General features: G+C 38.3%; 17 protein-coding genes and 2 pseudogenes. 3 read left to right on the forward strand and 16 right to left on the reverse strand.

The genetic code is table 11. The features are described 5' to 3' along the window. Positions 1-125 precede the first annotated feature (125 nt). Positions 126-932 (reverse strand): aldo/keto reductase, encoded by an 807-nt coding sequence (locus ABDZ91_RS16230; RefSeq protein WP_343801027.1) that lies wholly within the window; start codon positions 930-932, stop codon positions 126-128. A gap of 323 nt (positions 933-1,255) precedes the next feature. Between ABDZ91_RS16230 and ABDZ91_RS16235 the strand changes: the two genes are divergently transcribed. Further along, the gene (locus tag ABDZ91_RS16235) at positions 1,256-1,888 is read left to right on the forward strand and encodes an MOSC domain-containing protein (RefSeq protein ID WP_343801030.1); all 633 of its coding nucleotides are present in this window, start codon (positions 1,256-1,258) and stop codon (positions 1,886-1,888) included. Positions 1,889-1,991: 103 nt separating this feature from the next. On the opposite strand, the gene ABDZ91_RS16240 is transcribed toward ABDZ91_RS16235, so the two are convergent. Together ABDZ91_RS16240 and ABDZ91_RS16245 are read right to left on the reverse strand one after the other, a co-directional pair. After that, the gene (locus tag ABDZ91_RS16240) at positions 1,992-2,969 is read right to left on the reverse strand and encodes a tRNA dihydrouridine synthase (RefSeq protein ID WP_343801033.1); all 978 of its coding nucleotides are present in this window, start codon (positions 2,967-2,969) and stop codon (positions 1,992-1,994) included. Between the two features lie 195 nt (positions 2,970-3,164). After that, on the reverse strand, positions 3,165-3,575 hold the full coding sequence (locus ABDZ91_RS16245) for an Lrp/AsnC family transcriptional regulator (RefSeq protein ID WP_343801036.1): 411 nt from the start codon (positions 3,573-3,575) through the stop codon (positions 3,165-3,167). A 129-nt stretch (positions 3,576-3,704) separates the two neighbouring features. Here ABDZ91_RS16245 and ABDZ91_RS16250 point away from each other — a divergent pair, with 129 nt between their 5' ends. Beyond that, positions 3,705-4,466, forward strand: a complete 762-nt coding sequence (locus ABDZ91_RS16250; protein ID WP_343801039.1) for an MBL fold metallo-hydrolase — start codon at positions 3,705-3,707, stop codon at positions 4,464-4,466. A 60-nt stretch (positions 4,467-4,526) separates the two neighbouring features. Here the strand turns inward: ABDZ91_RS16250 and ABDZ91_RS16255 are convergent. From ABDZ91_RS16255 to ABDZ91_RS16305, 11 genes and pseudogenes are all read right to left on the reverse strand, one after another. Beyond that, positions 4,527-4,646, reverse strand: a pseudogene (locus ABDZ91_RS16255) (ADP-ribose pyrophosphatase); the annotation flags it as partial. Positions 4,647-4,656: 10 nt separating this feature from the next. After that, the gene (locus tag ABDZ91_RS16260) at positions 4,657-5,193 is read right to left on the reverse strand and encodes a DUF4269 domain-containing protein (RefSeq protein WP_343801042.1); all 537 of its coding nucleotides are present in this window, start codon (positions 5,191-5,193) and stop codon (positions 4,657-4,659) included. 81 nt (positions 5,194-5,274) lie between these two features. After that, entirely contained in the window at positions 5,275-5,616 is a 342-nt protein-coding gene (locus ABDZ91_RS16265; RefSeq protein WP_343801120.1) for a zinc ribbon domain-containing protein YjdM, read from the reverse strand. 110 nt (positions 5,617-5,726) lie between these two features. Then, on the reverse strand, positions 5,727-6,428 hold the full coding sequence (locus ABDZ91_RS16270) for an SAM-dependent methyltransferase (RefSeq protein WP_343801045.1): 702 nt from the start codon (positions 6,426-6,428) through the stop codon (positions 5,727-5,729). 336 nt (positions 6,429-6,764) lie between these two features. Continuing rightward, a complete protein-coding gene (locus ABDZ91_RS16275; protein ID WP_343801048.1) occupies positions 6,765-7,325 on the reverse strand; it encodes a GNAT family N-acetyltransferase in 561 nt (186 codons plus the stop codon). Between the two features lie 9 nt (positions 7,326-7,334). Further along, complete coding sequence (locus ABDZ91_RS16280) at positions 7,335-8,351, reverse strand: S66 family peptidase (protein ID WP_343801123.1); 1,017 nt, start codon at positions 8,349-8,351, stop codon at positions 7,335-7,337. 8 nt (positions 8,352-8,359) lie between these two features. After that, the gene (locus ABDZ91_RS16285) at positions 8,360-8,917 is read right to left on the reverse strand and encodes a histidine phosphatase family protein (protein WP_343801051.1); all 558 of its coding nucleotides are present in this window, start codon (positions 8,915-8,917) and stop codon (positions 8,360-8,362) included. Between the two features lie 44 nt (positions 8,918-8,961). After that, positions 8,962-9,576 carry a hypothetical protein gene (locus ABDZ91_RS16290; protein WP_343801054.1) on the reverse strand — a complete coding sequence of 205 codons (615 nt, stop codon included), beginning with the start codon at positions 9,574-9,576 and terminating at the stop codon, positions 8,962-8,964. Positions 9,577-9,581: 5 nt separating this feature from the next. Beyond that, entirely contained in the window at positions 9,582-10,406 is an 825-nt protein-coding gene (locus ABDZ91_RS16295; protein WP_343801056.1) for a VanW family protein, read from the reverse strand. Positions 10,407-11,040: 634 nt separating this feature from the next. Continuing rightward, positions 11,041-11,853, reverse strand: coding sequence for an N-acetylmuramoyl-L-alanine amidase (locus tag ABDZ91_RS16300; protein ID WP_343801058.1), 813 nt, complete (start codon positions 11,851-11,853; stop codon positions 11,041-11,043). Between the two features lie 539 nt (positions 11,854-12,392). Further along, positions 12,393-13,154: pseudogene (locus ABDZ91_RS16305) on the reverse strand (nucleotidyltransferase domain-containing protein). 98 nt (positions 13,155-13,252) lie between these two features. Between ABDZ91_RS16305 and ABDZ91_RS16310 the strand changes: the two are divergent. Then, entirely contained in the window at positions 13,253-14,092 is an 840-nt protein-coding gene (locus tag ABDZ91_RS16310; protein WP_343801061.1) for a S1C family serine protease, read from the forward strand. A 48-nt stretch (positions 14,093-14,140) separates the two neighbouring features. Here ABDZ91_RS16310 and glnA read toward each other — a convergent pair whose 3' ends face one another. After that, positions 14,141-15,475, reverse strand: coding sequence for a type I glutamate--ammonia ligase (gene glnA / locus ABDZ91_RS16315; RefSeq protein ID WP_343801064.1), 1,335 nt, complete (start codon positions 15,473-15,475; stop codon positions 14,141-14,143). 38 nt (positions 15,476-15,513) lie between these two features. After that, positions 15,514-15,915 carry a MerR family transcriptional regulator gene (locus ABDZ91_RS16320; RefSeq protein ID WP_343801067.1) on the reverse strand — a complete coding sequence of 134 codons (402 nt, stop codon included), beginning with the start codon at positions 15,913-15,915 and terminating at the stop codon, positions 15,514-15,516. Positions 15,916-16,178: the final 263 nt, after the last annotated feature.

Raw genomic sequence — 16,178 nt, forward strand, 5'->3', positions numbered from 1 at the left:
GGTCTTATTAAAGTAAATGCTCCTTTAGTTCAATAAAAAACGATACTCCCTCCCAATCTCATTGTTTTGAAAAAATCAAAATCCTAGCGTTATTATTCATATCACTAGGATGAAGGACTGACTAATTACAAGTTTTCAATTTTTTCTATATCTTCTGCAGATAATATGAAATCGAAAAGATCTAAATTAGATGCTTGATTTTCACGTTTGTGAGATTTAGGAATAACGATTATTCCGCGTTGAATTTGGTATTTTAATAAGACTTGTGCACCAGATTTTTTATAGGCTTTACCGATTTCATCCAAAACTTCTTTTTGATGGGCTTCGGCTTTCATAGGTCCCCATGCAACAGGTGTAATGCCCTCGTCTTTTAATACGGCAAGGAGATCTTTGTTAGGTTCTTTTAAGTTAACTTGTATTTGATTAACAGCAGGCTTCACTTTAGCGAATTCTTTCAATTCATCTAGATGATTTTTTCCAAAGTTTGAAACGCCGATTGCTTTTAGTTTGCCTGCTTCGTAATATTCTTCAAAGACTTCCCAAGTGTTTTTAAGTTGTACTTTGTCTTCTATAGGGAAGTGAATAAGAAGCAGGTCGAGATAGTCTGTTTGGAAGTTTTTTAGACTGTTATCGATAGCTGCTCGAGTAGCTTTCTTTGAAGAAATATATACTTCGTTGCCTGGAACCTTTGTCGTAATGAATAACTCTTCTCGAGGCACTGTGCTTTGTGCTAAAACTCTTCCGACAAGTTCTTCGTTTCGATAAATGATGGCTGCGTCTATTGAACGGTAACCCAACTCAAGTGCTGATACGAGTTCAGGAATTTCATTTGTTAACGCCCCGTTATACTCGTTATTTTCTTTTCCATAAGTATTTGTACCTGTACCTACAATTGGCATTTTCAACCCATTATTAAGTGTTATGTATTCCATATTTTTAAGCACTCCCCCTGTATTCTCTAATTACATTACTTCAGAGTACATCATAACAAATTATAGAATTTTCAAAAAGCAATATGAGAGATTCGTTTTTCCATCAATAACTCTTTTCCAGTGGTCAATAGCTTCGTCATTAGGAATTCAACAAAAAGGGTGGCTAATCCTCCCCCTAGATCAACCCACCCTTTTGTTTAAGCACACCCTTTACAATCATAAATTAATAAGCATTCCCTGAGCATAATGTTTTTTCGGATTTGTACCCTTTCAATTGACACGGGTATAATACATTTGAGTTCTGTAGAAGTGAGGTAATTCAAATGGATAGAAAGATTATAAATTTAGCCGTTGGGAAACCAAAGGAATATAATTGGAATAATAAAATACAGCTTTCTGGAAAAGGTAAATCAGCTGTACAAGCTTTTAAGGTTGCAAAAGTGGGCATAGTTGGTGATGATGTTGCAAACCACAAATTTCACGGGGGACCAGACCGTGTAGTATGTTTGTATCCCTTCGAGCATTACGCTTATTGGGAAGAAGTATTTCAAAAAAGGCTTACTCTACCTGCTTTTGGGGAAAATATTACTACAACTGGGATGATGGAAGATCAGGTTTGTATTGGTGACATCTATAAAATAGGAGATACTATTCTACAAATAACACAAGGAAGGGTCCCATGTGTAACGATCTCCAATTATAACGAGGAAAAACAACTTTTAAAGAAAGTGATTGAAACGAATCTAACTGGCTACTTTTTTCGGGTATTGGAAGAGGGAACTATTAAGTTCGATTCTGAAATAACCCTTTTAGAAAAACACTCAAAAGAAATATCCGTTTCTTTTGCTACACAAATTCTTTTTCACCAAAAAGAAGATAAAGCATCAATTGAAAAAATATTGACAGTTGACGCCCTTGCAGAGGAGTGGAGGAATAGGTTTTTAAAGTTGTTATGATTCTTTTTTTGTGTTTTCGAAACCTGTGGATAACGCTAAACCTTGTATGATAAGCATTATGTATAAAGTTAGAGCAACGTATTATTTACGTTGCTCTTTTATCTTATTCTGGATTAGAAGGAGTTCGTCCAAAGTTATTAAGCATTTCACGAACTTCATCTGTTGACTCTGTGCTCATCAATTGGTTTCTTAGTTCACTGGCTCCTCGGAATCCACGGACATATATCTTAAAGAAACGCTGAAGAGATCTAAAGGAACGTGCTTCATATTCCTTTGAATAATGGTCATAGAGGTCAAGATGTAACCTTAAGAGATTCAGCAATTCCTCACTACTATGTTCTTTTGGCTCCTTTTCAAAGGCAAATGGATTTTTAAAAATCCCACGACCAATCATCACCCCATCAACTTCGTACCTTTGAGCGAGCTCCAAGCCAGTTTGACGATCTGGAATGTCCCCATTGATGGTCAACAGTGTATCTGGTGCCACTTGATCACGAAGTTTCTTAATCTCCGGAATCAGTTCCCAATGAGCAGGCACTTCACTCATTTCCTTTTTTGTACGCAGATGAATAGAAAGATTCACGATGTCTTGTTTTAATATGTGTGTCAGCCAATCTTGCCATTCTTCTACCTCTGTGAAACCAAGCCTTGTTTTCACACTTACAGGTAATCCACCCGCTTTTGCTGCTTGTATTAGTTCTGCTGCCACTTCTGGACGACGGATTAGACCGGAACCTTTCCCGTTTGATGTCACATTAGGTACAGGACAGCCCATGTTGATATCAATACCCCGAAAACCTTCTTCCGCCATTCCGATACTCATTTGCCGAAAATATTCAGGTTTATCTCCCCAAATATGTGCCACAATTGGTTGTTCATCTTCTGTAAAAGTCAAACGCCCACGCACACTTTGGTGCCCTTTTGGATGACAATAACTTTCCGTATTTGTAAACTCTGTAAAAAATACATCGGGTCTAGCAGCTTCACTCACTACATGACGAAAAACAACATCTGTCACATCTTCCATTGGTGCTAGTATAAAAAACGGTCGTGGTAATTCACGCCAAAAATTTTCTGTCATACAAATTCAAGTCCTCTCATTATCAGGCCCTCAGGACAATCCCCCTGATTTAACCTCAAAAATAAAAAGCAAAGATATCTCTGCTTCCTTTACACTTATACCATGATTAAGCACTTTTTTTCAATCTATAGTATTTAGGCTTAATGTTCCCTAATCATTATAAAAGATTGTATCAAACTCTTTTGTATTGGAGCACTATTGATCAATAACTATTGATAATTTATAGTTTGCATACTCGTTTAATTCTTCAAGAAATTGATTCATTTGTGGATTGGATTGAAATTTACATTCAAGAAGATAACAGCCATCTCCACTGATTTTATAATTTTTAATGATGTATTCCTCTTGTGTTTCTAAGAACTTTAAATAGGGCTGGTGATTGGTACTTTGTGTAATGATCGTAATAAAAGCATGTATATTAAATCCCAGTTTTATTTGGTTAACCTTAATGGTATAGCCCTCAATAATTCCACTATCCTCTAACTTTGTCACTCTAGCTGTTGTAGCTGGTCCAGTCAAATGGACTTTCTCACCTAATTCTTTCATCTTAATCCGACTGTTCTTTAAAAGTTCATCTATGATTTGTAAATCCGTGTTATCTAACATTTTCTCATTCCTTTCATTAATAAAGTCAAACGGGGAAAACACTTTATTTAATCTATGTATTGCTCTATCAATCATAGTTTAGAATATACATTGTTCCAATGAAATTCCACAAAAAAGGAGATCATATATATGAATATACAACAAATTCGTAATGCAACATTAGTTGTTGAATATGCTGGGAAAAGGTTTTTAATTGATCCCATGTTATCGGAAAAAGGGAGTTATCCACCTTTTCCAAATTCACCAAGACAAGATCAAAATAATCCTTTGGTTAGTTTACCTACTACCATTGACAATATTATAAAGGATATTGATGCAGTCATCGTTACGCATCTACATTTAGATCATTGGGATGATGCTGCTAAAGAAGCTTTACCTAAGACAATCAAGTTATTTACCCAAAATGAAGAAGATGCAACTGAAATTAGAAGCGCTGGTTTCCAAAATGTCGAGGTTTTACAAGACGATACAGTGTTTGAAGGAATACACTTGATTAAAACAAAAGGTGAGCACGGTAGAGGAGAAATCTTAAATCTTGCTGGCCAAGTTTGTGGTGTTGTATTTAAACACCCAATGGAGAGAACCTTATATGTTGCGGGAGATATGGTCTGGTATGATGCAGTTCAAGAGGTAATCGACACGCACAAACCAGAAATTATTATCGTAAATGCTGGAGACAATCAATTCCTTGAAGGTGGCTCTTTAGTAATGGGTAAAGATGATGTATATGAAGTGTATAAGGCTGCTCCCAACGCAAAAATTATAGCGGTGCACATGGAAGCGGCCAACCATTGGACATTATCAAGAGCAGAATTAAAAGACTTTGCTAACGATAAAGGAATTTCCTCTAAAATTTTCGTACCAGAGGACGGCGAATCATACGAATTTTAAAAATGCAATAAACCGTCAGAAAAGTGATCCTTCTGACGGTTTTTTTAGTATTTACAAGCTATTATCCTTTCGTAATTGCAACAGCAACCTATTCTCGTGATCAATTACAATCACTGCAGCCCCACACATAATAAGAGGTCTTGTTCCAACAAGCTCTCGCAAATCTGATATGTATCCCATTCAAGTTCTCCTAACTGATAATCTTCTTCTCTTTTCCATACTCTATCAACCTATCATAAGGGTCACCTTCTAATCCTAGTAGATGACAAAATGCTGGTTCGGTTTTGTACCCTTTCTTTTTGAGTGCTATTACTTCATCCCGTAGAGTAGGGTTCTCATTGATCAAAGCATGTTCAATGATCATATGCAAATAAGCATATTGTTTCTCTACAGTTTGAGACTGCCCAAATAGTTCAAATTCAAAGCCTTCAAAGAAGAAATTCGCTTTAATAACCGGTCGATTTCTAATAAAAGTTCTCTTTTGCTTAAAATTCTCTAGATGGCTGTATAGACCAGCAACTTTAGATTCAAACCGGTTAAAGTCTGATACTTCCATAATCATATCTAAGTCTGAGCCTTTTATATCAAGGTTAATAGGAATAGTCCCACATAAAAGTGGATTGTACTCTGAAAGATCATCCATAATGTTAAGTTTTTGTATAACCCTGTAGGCATCCTTCTGCCTCTGATTCCCTGTCTTTAAATAGTCTATTTGATGAAAATCCATTACAATCAATCCCCTTACTCATCCTTTCATATAAAAAACACCACAGTTATCTAATAACCATGATGTTTTTGACAAGAACGTTTATATTTTCTTTACGAATTCAGATTTTAATTGCATAGCACCAAAACCATCAATTTTACAATCAATATCGTGGTCTCCATCGACTAATCGGATATTTTTTACTTTCGTACCTATTTTAATAACGGAGGAGCTCCCTTTCACTTTAAGGTCCTTAATAACAGTAACCGTATCCCCATCATGTAAAACATTTCCATTGGCATCCTTATAAACCTTTGCGTCTTCATTATTTTCATTTTCAGACGCTAAGGTCCACTCATGAGCGCATTCCGGACAAACGAATAGATTCCCATCTTCATATGTATATTCAGAGTTACATTTTGGGCAATTAGGTAAGTTCATGATTATTTTTCCTCCATATGTATATATTTTTATAGAAAAATTAGTCCTTTTCTATACTGGCATAGCCCCGCTTTATTGGCAACCCATCTATATATCTTCTAGGAAGGTACGATTCACTTTTTCACTTTCATCAAACTCACCCAAAGAAAATCCTCTCCAAAGAGGTGACTTGGTTGTTCAATCTTTTTCATCTTACGAAAGCTCTTTATTTCAAAATATGCAGCAAATACTTCTTTCAGCCGATCCTCTGTGTACCCAATCCCTCTCCGCAAACTTCCATGTTTATAAATATCCCAATCCGAGGTATCTAGAGCTCCATCTGTAGTAAAACATACTAAACCTAAATGCCCATCCTTCTTTAGTGCAGATTTAATCGTCTCTAGATAGGTAAGGCGTCGATGAGGTGGCAGGTGATGCAACATCCCACAATCATAGATAAAGTCATACGTGTCCGGTTCAATGGAATAATCAAATAAAGAAACACAGTGAAAATCCACTTGAACTTCAGCCCGTTCAGCTCGTTCCTTTGCCCATTTTATTGCATTATCAGAAATATCGATGGCGTCCACTTTACATCCCTGTTGTGCCATAAAGATCGCATTCCGTCCAGGCCCGCAGCCAATTTCTAACACGCGATTGGGCTTCAATCCACTATTAAAATATTCGACTAGATTTTCATCTGGAGCTTGAACTTTAAAAAATGGAATATCTTTTTCACGATCCTCGTAAAAATCTTCCCAAAACTCTTTCGGCTCTCTTAAAAAATCATCTAACATGTCTAGCAGATTGTTATAGTTTAAAATTGCTCTTTCCAAGAAAAAGTCCCCCTTTGATACAATAAAAAGTACTCTTTTATTGTACCAATCCTTGCCATTTTTCTTGTTACAGCACGGTTAAACTAAGGTTATTTTGACCAAAGTTGAGAGGCTAAAGTTACAGGATTTTTCCAATATAACGGGCTCTCTTACTCCTATTTTTACAGATTTTTAGTTTCTTGATGTAAGACCTAACTTGAGAAAATAGTTCCTCAGGTAAGCTTGATGTAAGTCTAGTAATGATGAAGATTGTCATGGCATTTTCACTTTGTAATATTTGTAACAATATTGAAATATTAGAATCAGATAGTCTCGATTCCAAAGGGTCAAGATCTTCTATAAACTCGCTCTTTTACTCGATAGTTCCGTTGTTTTTACTCGCCAAATCATATGGTCGAACCCTTCACCCCAGTAATCTTTTAGGAAATAATCCGGATTTCCATACTTTTTTATCCATATTTGTTGAGCTCTCCTATAACCGCTGTCTAAACATATTTCTTGTATTTCGTTCTTCAACAAGACCTCCGATAAACCCCTTAATAAAGCATTCCCGATACCCATTCTTTGAAATTCAGGATGAACAAATACCGTTCCAACCTCATTCAAATCCTTCAATGCATGATTCGTACATGTGATTATTAGGTTACTCGCTGGCCCATATTCTATCGTGCCTACAATTTGTTCCTCCAACACGGCTAGTAAAAAGAATCTCTCCTTACCATTACTTTTTAAATCACTTTCTAAATAATTCATTTTCGTCTGAATTTCCTCTTCCATATCATCCTTCAAATCCCCGATTCCTTCTTTCATAAACGTATCGGTAACGACGGTTCTGAAAAAATGGTGGAGTTCGGGGATGTCTTCTTGCTCCGGTCTTCTAATTTTTAATTGTTTCATACTTGCACTCTAGCCCTTGAAATGCTGAACGACTTTCCCTTTACCATCCTCTGCTTCGACTTCAGCATAAGCACCATTGATAAACGTCATTTGAGGTGGGACATGTCCACAATCGACATCATATACAATGGGAACTTTGAGTTCCTGGTAAAGTTCCTGATAAACGTCTTCCACCACATAATCGTCTACTGGATGATTCCCTGCACTCCGACCAAACAATATACCAGAGCAACCTTCAAACCATCCTGCTAGCTTCATTTGAACAAGTGATCTTCGTAAGTCCGTCGTGGATAAATCACAGTTCTCGAAGTACCATAGCACTTTTTCATTGTTTATATACTTCTGTCTAAAGCCTTTTACATCACCAAATGGTGTTCCGACAAAATGATGAATAACGTCTACACACCCACCTAATAAACGCCCTTCCATTTTAACGGGTTCACCTGTAACAGTTTTCCATTCTGTAGGTTCCGTTAGATGAAACACACAAGGGGAAGGGTTTTCGAATTGCCATTCCTTTTGGTATTTTTCTGAGGAATATTGTGTAACGGAACCTCCTGCTTGAGTGGCCAAAACTTTTTCCCACATTGCCGTTGTTTCGTCCATGGTTTCCCCGCTTAAATCCACCAGGTTCGTTCCGTGTGCGGTGGCAATTCCTGTCATAATAGTTGTTGCTAAAAGAATCCCACTTGTATCTGAATATCCTAGAATCCACTTCTCTGGAAAACAATCAAAATCAAGATGCTCTAATACCTCGATTAAAAGCTCACCACCCCAAGGAGGAATAATCAGATTGATGCTAGGATCTTGTAACATAGTCTGTAGCTCAGCTGCGCGTTTTGTAGCCGGAGCAGACTTCGCTTTAGACTGTGTCCACACCGTCTCACCGCAAATTACCTTGTATCCCCGATTCTCCATTTGATGGCAAGCTCTTTTTAAAACATCATGTAGGTGTTCATCCACACCTGATGATGGAGCTGTTGTTCCGATGGTTGCTTGTTTTTTTAGAAATGGGTATTTCATTATAATCCTCCTTACCTACTCCAAATTCTCTTTACCCCGACTAACTCCGTGCCTTCAAATGTCATCCGATAAATATCCGGCATATCGAGTTCTTGCCAAAACTTAAAATCGTACTGCGCATCAAAATGTTTCATGATGAGAACCATGATGTTCCCATGCGTACCAATAGCCATATTTTTCCCACTGTAAGCCTCTAACACTTTCAAGGTCGCTTGGACTCCTCTTGACTGTGCCTCTTGATTCGATTCTCCCCCGCTCCATGCGAAGGTTTCATCCTCCCATACTTTTTGTATAGCCGCAGAAAAGTCTGGAACGGGTTCAATGGATAAGAGTCGTTCTCTGAAATCATCTACTTGTATAATTTCAGAATCTATTAAACTCGAAGTGCCTTCCACTGTTTGGATCGCTCTTTTATAAGGGCTAGATAAAACAAGATCTATTTTTTCTTGAGATAATAGCATGGTAACTCTTTCTGCATCCTCCAAGCCCTTTTCTGAAAGAGGTCTATTTAATTCATCGGGTGTGTAGGTTGAGTGAGCATGTCGAACGAAGTATAGGTTAGTTAGCATTTCATATTTTCCTCTCATCTACTAAAAAATAGCTTAATACAAATTTAGTCCTTGGGCTCATTCCATAAGGGAATTGGGTCTCTTTCATGGGTACTTAACACGTAATAAAGGATTGGCCCGTTCTCTTCTTCTTGATATATTCCGAATCGAGAATTGTATCCAATCCAACCCCCAATTTCATTTGTTTGAAAATCTCCATCTATGTAAGCCTGGGCATGGTTTTTATCTGACCAAAACTCTATCGTTTGTGAACCTTGATGTTTCACTTTAGCAAATAAGTATAATAAATAAACCTTTCGATGCTGAATGCTTTCGGTTAATGTCTTATACTTCTCAGAATAAATGACCATATTGCCCTCAGCGGTGTTCCCAATCGTTTCATAACTTACATCGATGCCGCCCCAAAACAATGATGAGAGAAATGAGAAATGTTCATTTGATTTTGTTTGCAGATCAATAAACTCTTTTTTTATTTCGTTATAATCAGATTTCAGCACATCGTATAAGATCTTTAAATTTTGATATTTAGATTCACCCTTTTCTTGTTTTTCCATGTTTATGTTTGCAACTGGCTGTGTAGCTAGAAAGCTAGGTTTTGTTAATCCGATGACGAGTAATGTAAGACATACTCCTGCTATAAAACTAAAGACTAGCTTCATTCCATTTATCCTCCCGAAGATTCTTTACTTTCTTCTAGTAGAGGTTCATACATCATGATGGCATGGTTTTCCGTAATAAATTCATCGTCTACTAATACATTGTGTTGATTCAGTTTCTTCCTGTAAATTTCATTATGGCGAGCGTATCCTCCCCAATACTCCATCGAAATCCAGTGGGATTTTTCATACACTTCATAGGTGTGAAGTAATGGTTCATTGGCACGCCACTCTCCTTTTAAAAAGCCGTCTTCCAGCCAAAGGGCTAATTGAAACGTTTTGTCGGTGTTATTTACAAATTGAAGATCAATATAGTTATAGGAACAGGTGGCACCGCTTCCAAATGGTTGCGTTCTTTTGGAGTCCGGAAATACATCATAACTATGACGATACCGTTCTGTAACTTGAAGTGGCGTATGTAAAGTCATCCAGTAAATTAAGTTCGATAGTTGACATAAACCTCCACCAATTCCTGTTGTATATTTCCCATAGTAAAGAACCATTCCGGGGACATACCCTTTGGCTTTCGTTGTTCTCCCAATCCGCTTCCAATAAGAGAAGGTCTCACCAGGCTTTAACAAAAGGCCATTTAACGTTTGAATCGCAATCTCTAAGTTTTTCACCTTGTTATGTTGAAGCCACATATCCACATCTTTTAGTTTGCGGTACAAAGGTGTTTGGTGTGAAAAAATAACGTGATCCAGCCTTTCTGTCACTTGTGTTTTCGCATATTTCTTTCCTGAGAAAATCCATTCTAGATACCTTTTCCATGTATAAAACCATTTCCCCAAAGTCACTCTTAAAGTTGTTCGCTTCTTTGGTTTCTGAAGCATCCCATCACCCCTTTTGGTTGCCTTTTTCCATTTTAACCCATGCGCCGAAGACAATCACTCTTTTTTATGCAAAAAATCCTAATCTAAAAGCCTTTTATAAGCAAAGATTCTTTAACCAGCATTCTTATAAGAATAACGGATCCTGTGTCCGGCTCGATATACCTAGCGGACAGGAGATCCGTTATTGGTCCAAAAATAAGAGTTTTCTAGTGTTGGGCGGACAGAGAATCCGCTATTTGTCATAAATCAGCTCAAAAAGCTCATAAAAGTGATGATTAGCGGAACGAGAGTCCGGTTCCCCCTTAAAAACCGGCATTTTCATTAAAATAAGGGATCCTGTGTCCGGCTCGATATACCTAGCGGACAGGAGATCCGTTATTGGTCCAAAAATAAGAGTTTTCTAGTGTTTGGCGGACAGAGAATCCGCTATTTGTCGTAAATCAGCTCAAAAAGCTCATAAAAGTGATGATTAGCGGAACGAGAGTCCGGTTCCCTCTCGAAAACCGGTTTTTTCATTAAAATAACGGATCCTGTGTCCTGTTCGATGACCAAAAATGAAAAGGATGCTTGGAAAATCTTCTTTTCTACGCACCCTTTTTTGTATAGGAGGACTAACCCAATAGCCCAACCACCCCTAAGCTTCCTGAATATAAACAACCCAACCAAATTTCTGTTTTAGCTGTTCTGCTGCACGCTCAGCAGACGCTCTTCCCGTAAAGGTTCCCGTCACTATTCGATATCTAGGGTTAAAGTTCGTAGAGTCCGCTTTTTCATAGATGACCCAACTGAATTCAGAACGGACTTTTTGTAAAGCTTCGGCAAATTTGATTGCGTTTGGGAATGTTCCGGTCACTAATCGATATTTCATCGTATCCTCCTCACCTGGTGGCGTGTAGGCATGGCCCATATACTCACAATAGGCCTTCACAACCCCTTCAGCATAATCTCTCCAATTATTCCGGAGTTGCTCAACATCATCTCGACTAGAATCGGCAAAGCCATATTCAATAATCGTCGTATCTACAGAACCTGTTTCTCTGTGCATGTAATAGTAATCTTTTGAACTATCAGATGGCAGAGAACGAGAAAATACTCTTCTTAGGTTTTGTCCTTCGTTGACGATTCCCATGGCCAACGCTCTTGCTAAAGTTCCGTCTACATATATAGAATGGATGGTTTCTACGCCATCCCCACCGCCGGCATTGATATGATTGGAAATACAATACTTGGCTCCACTTTCTCGAACAATTCTGGTTCGTTCATCGGGACCCAGATATACATCGGAGTTTCGGGTTAAAGCAACTGGCACCCCTAATTCTTGAAATCTCTTATACTGATAAAGCGAGATATCTAATACCATATCCTTTTCCAACCAGTATTCGTTGGACCCTCCACCCGGATCTCTTCCCCCGTGACCAGGGTCTATAATTAATTCTGGTACCGCCATTCGTATCTCCTCCTCTCCTAAAAAAATATAATAATTTCATAGTTAGATACTTTATTTTATTCAAATCAACCGCCAATGCTTGGACCTATTCCTAGAAGGATATACCCTATTATATGTTGTAGAAACACATACTTTTTCCTTAAAACCGCAGAATGAGTATATATCCCTACCCCTATTAGGACATTGTCACTGAAGTAGCTTCACTAAACTAGGAACGTCCCCTAACCAATAAATAATACCTCCCATTAACACCACTAATACCCAAAACAAAAGAATAGGACCCCAACTTGAATCGTTCATATCATCACCCAATGTATAGAATTACCAAAACCTGTAGAAAAAATGACATTTTGATAAGTTCCACGCGAAAAAATCCCTATTCATTTGGTTATCTGCAGTTTTTTGATGTTTTTTCCGGTTTTTACCATAAAACTAACAATAACCTTGTTTCTAAGAGTTTTTATCCAATTATATCCAAAAACCCACCAGAAACTCACCCACCAAAAGTTCACCACTCAAGGATTCCTACCTGACCACTATCAAAACTCCAGCCCCAGACGATTGATCTCAATCAACACCTGGTTGATCTTTTCATAATCCGGCTGTTCCGGTAATTCTGAAGTTTCTAAAGCTCTTTTCAATTGAGAGTCGAGGTCCTTGATCATTTCTAAAGCCTTGTCAAACGAGTACTTACCATTACGGCAATCTAACAGCAGCTGGCGGTTTGGTCGATAGGTTTGAAAATCTCCCGTTTCCAATATCTCAATCGCACTCGTTAACAGTCGAACACTGTGCATAAAAAACTTAGTATCATAGTCGTACTGCTCTATAAAATCTTGTCTTCCAGAACCATTCGATTGTCGTTCCTTCAATTTTTGGATCTGCGAATACGCGTAACCTCCAAATTTTTCATGTAATTGCTTTGATAAAAATAGGTGACGGTGGTCAATTAGCTTTTGTCCTAGAGTGGTAACTTTTATATAATCTTGTGGTCGAACAAATAATATCTAAATATTATTCGGAACTCCATGCATGGCATCTTTTACAAATTTATTGATATGGATAATGTTGATATCAATATCATCTTTCGTATTCTTAAAATTTTTCCCACCGGTTGTATTGTACTCGTTGAATGCATTCAAACCGAGATAAAAATCAATTGGTGGAATGCAAACACCTTTATAGTCTTTGTCAGATGTTTCAGTGTTTGTTCCATATGCATAGCTGCCTGTTGGTGCCAGTATGATGGTTCTGTCTTCAAGCCAGTCAATATTTGATTGCCCGAGGTTTATCTTTGTCATATATATCACCTTCTAATAGATTACATATTTATCTTCACCCATTTAATAGTGGATATGATAACATGATGAAAAGGATATCATATGGAGTGGTTTTTAGTATGGATCGACAAGACCAAGAGAAAGAAAACCAAGAATCTCAGGAAGAGTTAGAGAAACAAGAGGAACCAAAATTCGGGTACCCGGACCCAGAAGATATAGATGAAAATTATGTACCAACGTGGGAAGACTTCCGTCCCAATGAGGAAGACAAGCTCATAAGAGAAAAAATGAATAAGCGAACCAGTTTTATTCAAAAGGTAGTCGGATTCAGTGTGGCCTTTGCCCTCCTTGTCAGCCTTATTCAAATTTGGCCTGCCCTGTTTAATATGAACTCCATCAGTTTTTTACAAGAGTCAAAGGAGCTTTCAAAGCAAGAGGAAATCCAGGCTTATAAAGAAGCTGTTGTGTTAATTCAAGATGGGCACTCCAAAGGTACTGGGTTTGTGATAACAGAAAACGGACTCATTGTAACCAATCGCCATGTAGTAGATGGAATGTTTCCGATTACGGTTACCTTTCCTCATGGAGAACGATTTATTGCCGAACTTATTTATACAGACCCTGATGTAGATTTAGCTTTTATTAAAGTTGAAGGAGAAGCACTCCCTTCTCTCCCCTTGGCTGATACAAACGAATGGGACATTCAAGATGATATTTATGTAATAGGAAATCCCCAAATGTATACACAAATCGCCATTGATGGCACCATTATGGAAGGTTCTGACTCGCAAGAAGATATGAGATTAGATGCTCCCATTTTTAGTGGGAACAGCGGCAGTCCTGTTATTTTAGATGGTAAAGTGGTGGGTGTTGTTTATGCAAAGTCAACGACTGATATGAGTGGCGTTGCGGTGCCGATTGAACAAGTGTTGAAGCGATTACCGGACGAATTTAGATGATACACACAAAAAAAGGGAACTCCGATAAGTAGAGTTCCCTTCATTTTATTAATAAGCTTGCATGTACTGCTCTCTCTCCCAAGGATGGACCTGGGTTCTGAACATGTCCCACTCGATCTCTTTTGCTTCGATGAAGTGTTCTAGGATGTGTTCACCAAGTGCAGAAGTAATGACTTCATTTGTTTTTAATGTTTCAAGTGCTTGGTGTAGAGTAGCTGGTAAATCTACAATACCTGCTTCCACTCTTTCAGCTTTGTTCATCACATAGATGTTACGGTCGACTGGAGTTGGAGCTGTTAGGTTGTTCTTAATACCATCTAGACCAGCTTTTAAAAGAACAGCCATTGCTAGGTATGGGTTGGCAGCAGGGTCAACGCTACGTACCTCAACTCTTGTGCTTAATCCACGAGATGCTGGAATACGGATCAACGGTGAGCGGTTTTGAGCAGACCATGCTACATAGCAAGGAGCTTCATAACCAGGAACTAGACGTTTGTAAGAGTTTACCGTTGGGTTTGTAACAGCGGTAAAGCTTGTTGCGTGCTTGATGATTCCTGCAATAAATTGATAAGCTGTTTCACTTAATTGCAACTCGCCACTTGTGTCATAAAATGCATTCTCGCCATTTCTGAAAAGGGAAAGGTTGCAGTGCATTCCACTTCCGTTTACACCGAATAGTGGTTTTGGCATAAAGGTTGCGTGAAGACCGTGCTTACGCGCAATGGTTTTAACCACTAGTTTGAACGTTTGGATATCATCACAAGCTCTGATGGCACTAGCATATTTAAAATCAATTTCGTGTTGTCCAGGAGCTACTTCATGGTGGGAAGCTTCAATTTCAAATCCCATTTCCTCAAGCTCAAGTACGATGTCACGACGGCAGTTCTCCCCAAGGTCAGTCGGCGCAAGGTCAAAGTAACCACCGTTATCATTTAATTCTAAGGTAGGCTCTCCCTTTTCATCTAACTTGAAAAGGAAAAATTCTGGCTCAGGTCCTAAGTTGAAATCTGTGAACCCTAGCTCTTCCATTTCGGCAAGAATTCTCTTTAAGTTGTTACGTGGGTCACCCGCAAATGGTGTTCCATCTGGATTAAAAATATCACAAATGAGACGTGCTACTTTTCCTTTTTCAGCTGTCCAAGGGAATACAACCCAAGTATCCAAATCTGGACATAAGTACATATCAGACTCTTCGATACGAACAAATCCCTCTATGGAAGAACCATCAAACATCATTTTATTATCTAACGCTTTATCCAACTGACTAACAGGAATTTCTACGTTCTTGATTGTTCCTAGAATGTCTGTGAATTGAAGTCGGATAAACTTTACGTTTTCTTCATTAGCTAACTTTTTAATATCTTCTCTTGTGTACCTGCTCATTTTTAAGTTTCCTCCTTAAAATAGACAACCGTTAAGTTTTAATGGAAAAATCTAGACATATCCCCCTGACGTAATGAAGGTTTTTGAAAACGCCCTGCCTGTAGTAATTCTTGGCGCAGTAATTTTCTTAATTCCTCATCCGTCAATTCTTTTCTTTCTTTATGCGCCTCTTTTTTCTCAAGCTCAGTGGATGCTATTTGGACTTCCATTAGCTTTCGAATTCCCGCCATGTTAATACCCTGGTCGAGATAATCTTTAATTTCAAGGAGGCGATCTATGTCGTTTAGGGAAAAAAGCCGACGATTCCCTTCCGTTCTAGCAGGAAAAATAAGGCCTTGATCTTCGTAATACCGTATCTGTCTTGCAGAAAGGTCGGTCAGCTGCATCACAGCTCCAATTTGAAATACTGGCATCGAACGTCGTATTTCTTTATTGGCCATCTGAACTTCCTCCTTCACTCCCTTTGATAGTGTTATTATATGTCGTGTTATGTATTGTGTCAAGTTCATGTGAGGTTTTCTGACATGGTTTTTAGGGAGATTGATTTTGGGTGAGGCAGAAGTCCCTTATGAGCGCAGATGAGCGGACACTGGTTCCGTTATTTGTGAAAAAATGCCGGTTTCGGGCATGCAATCGGACACACGTTCCGCTATTCACCACTTTGCATGCCTTTTATGGCTGGATTTTGTTTAATAACGGAACG

Source organism: Bacillus carboniphilus (genome assembly GCF_039522365.1).
Taxonomy (GTDB): domain Bacteria; phylum Bacillota; class Bacilli; order Bacillales; family JC228; genus Bacillus_BF; species Bacillus_BF carboniphilus.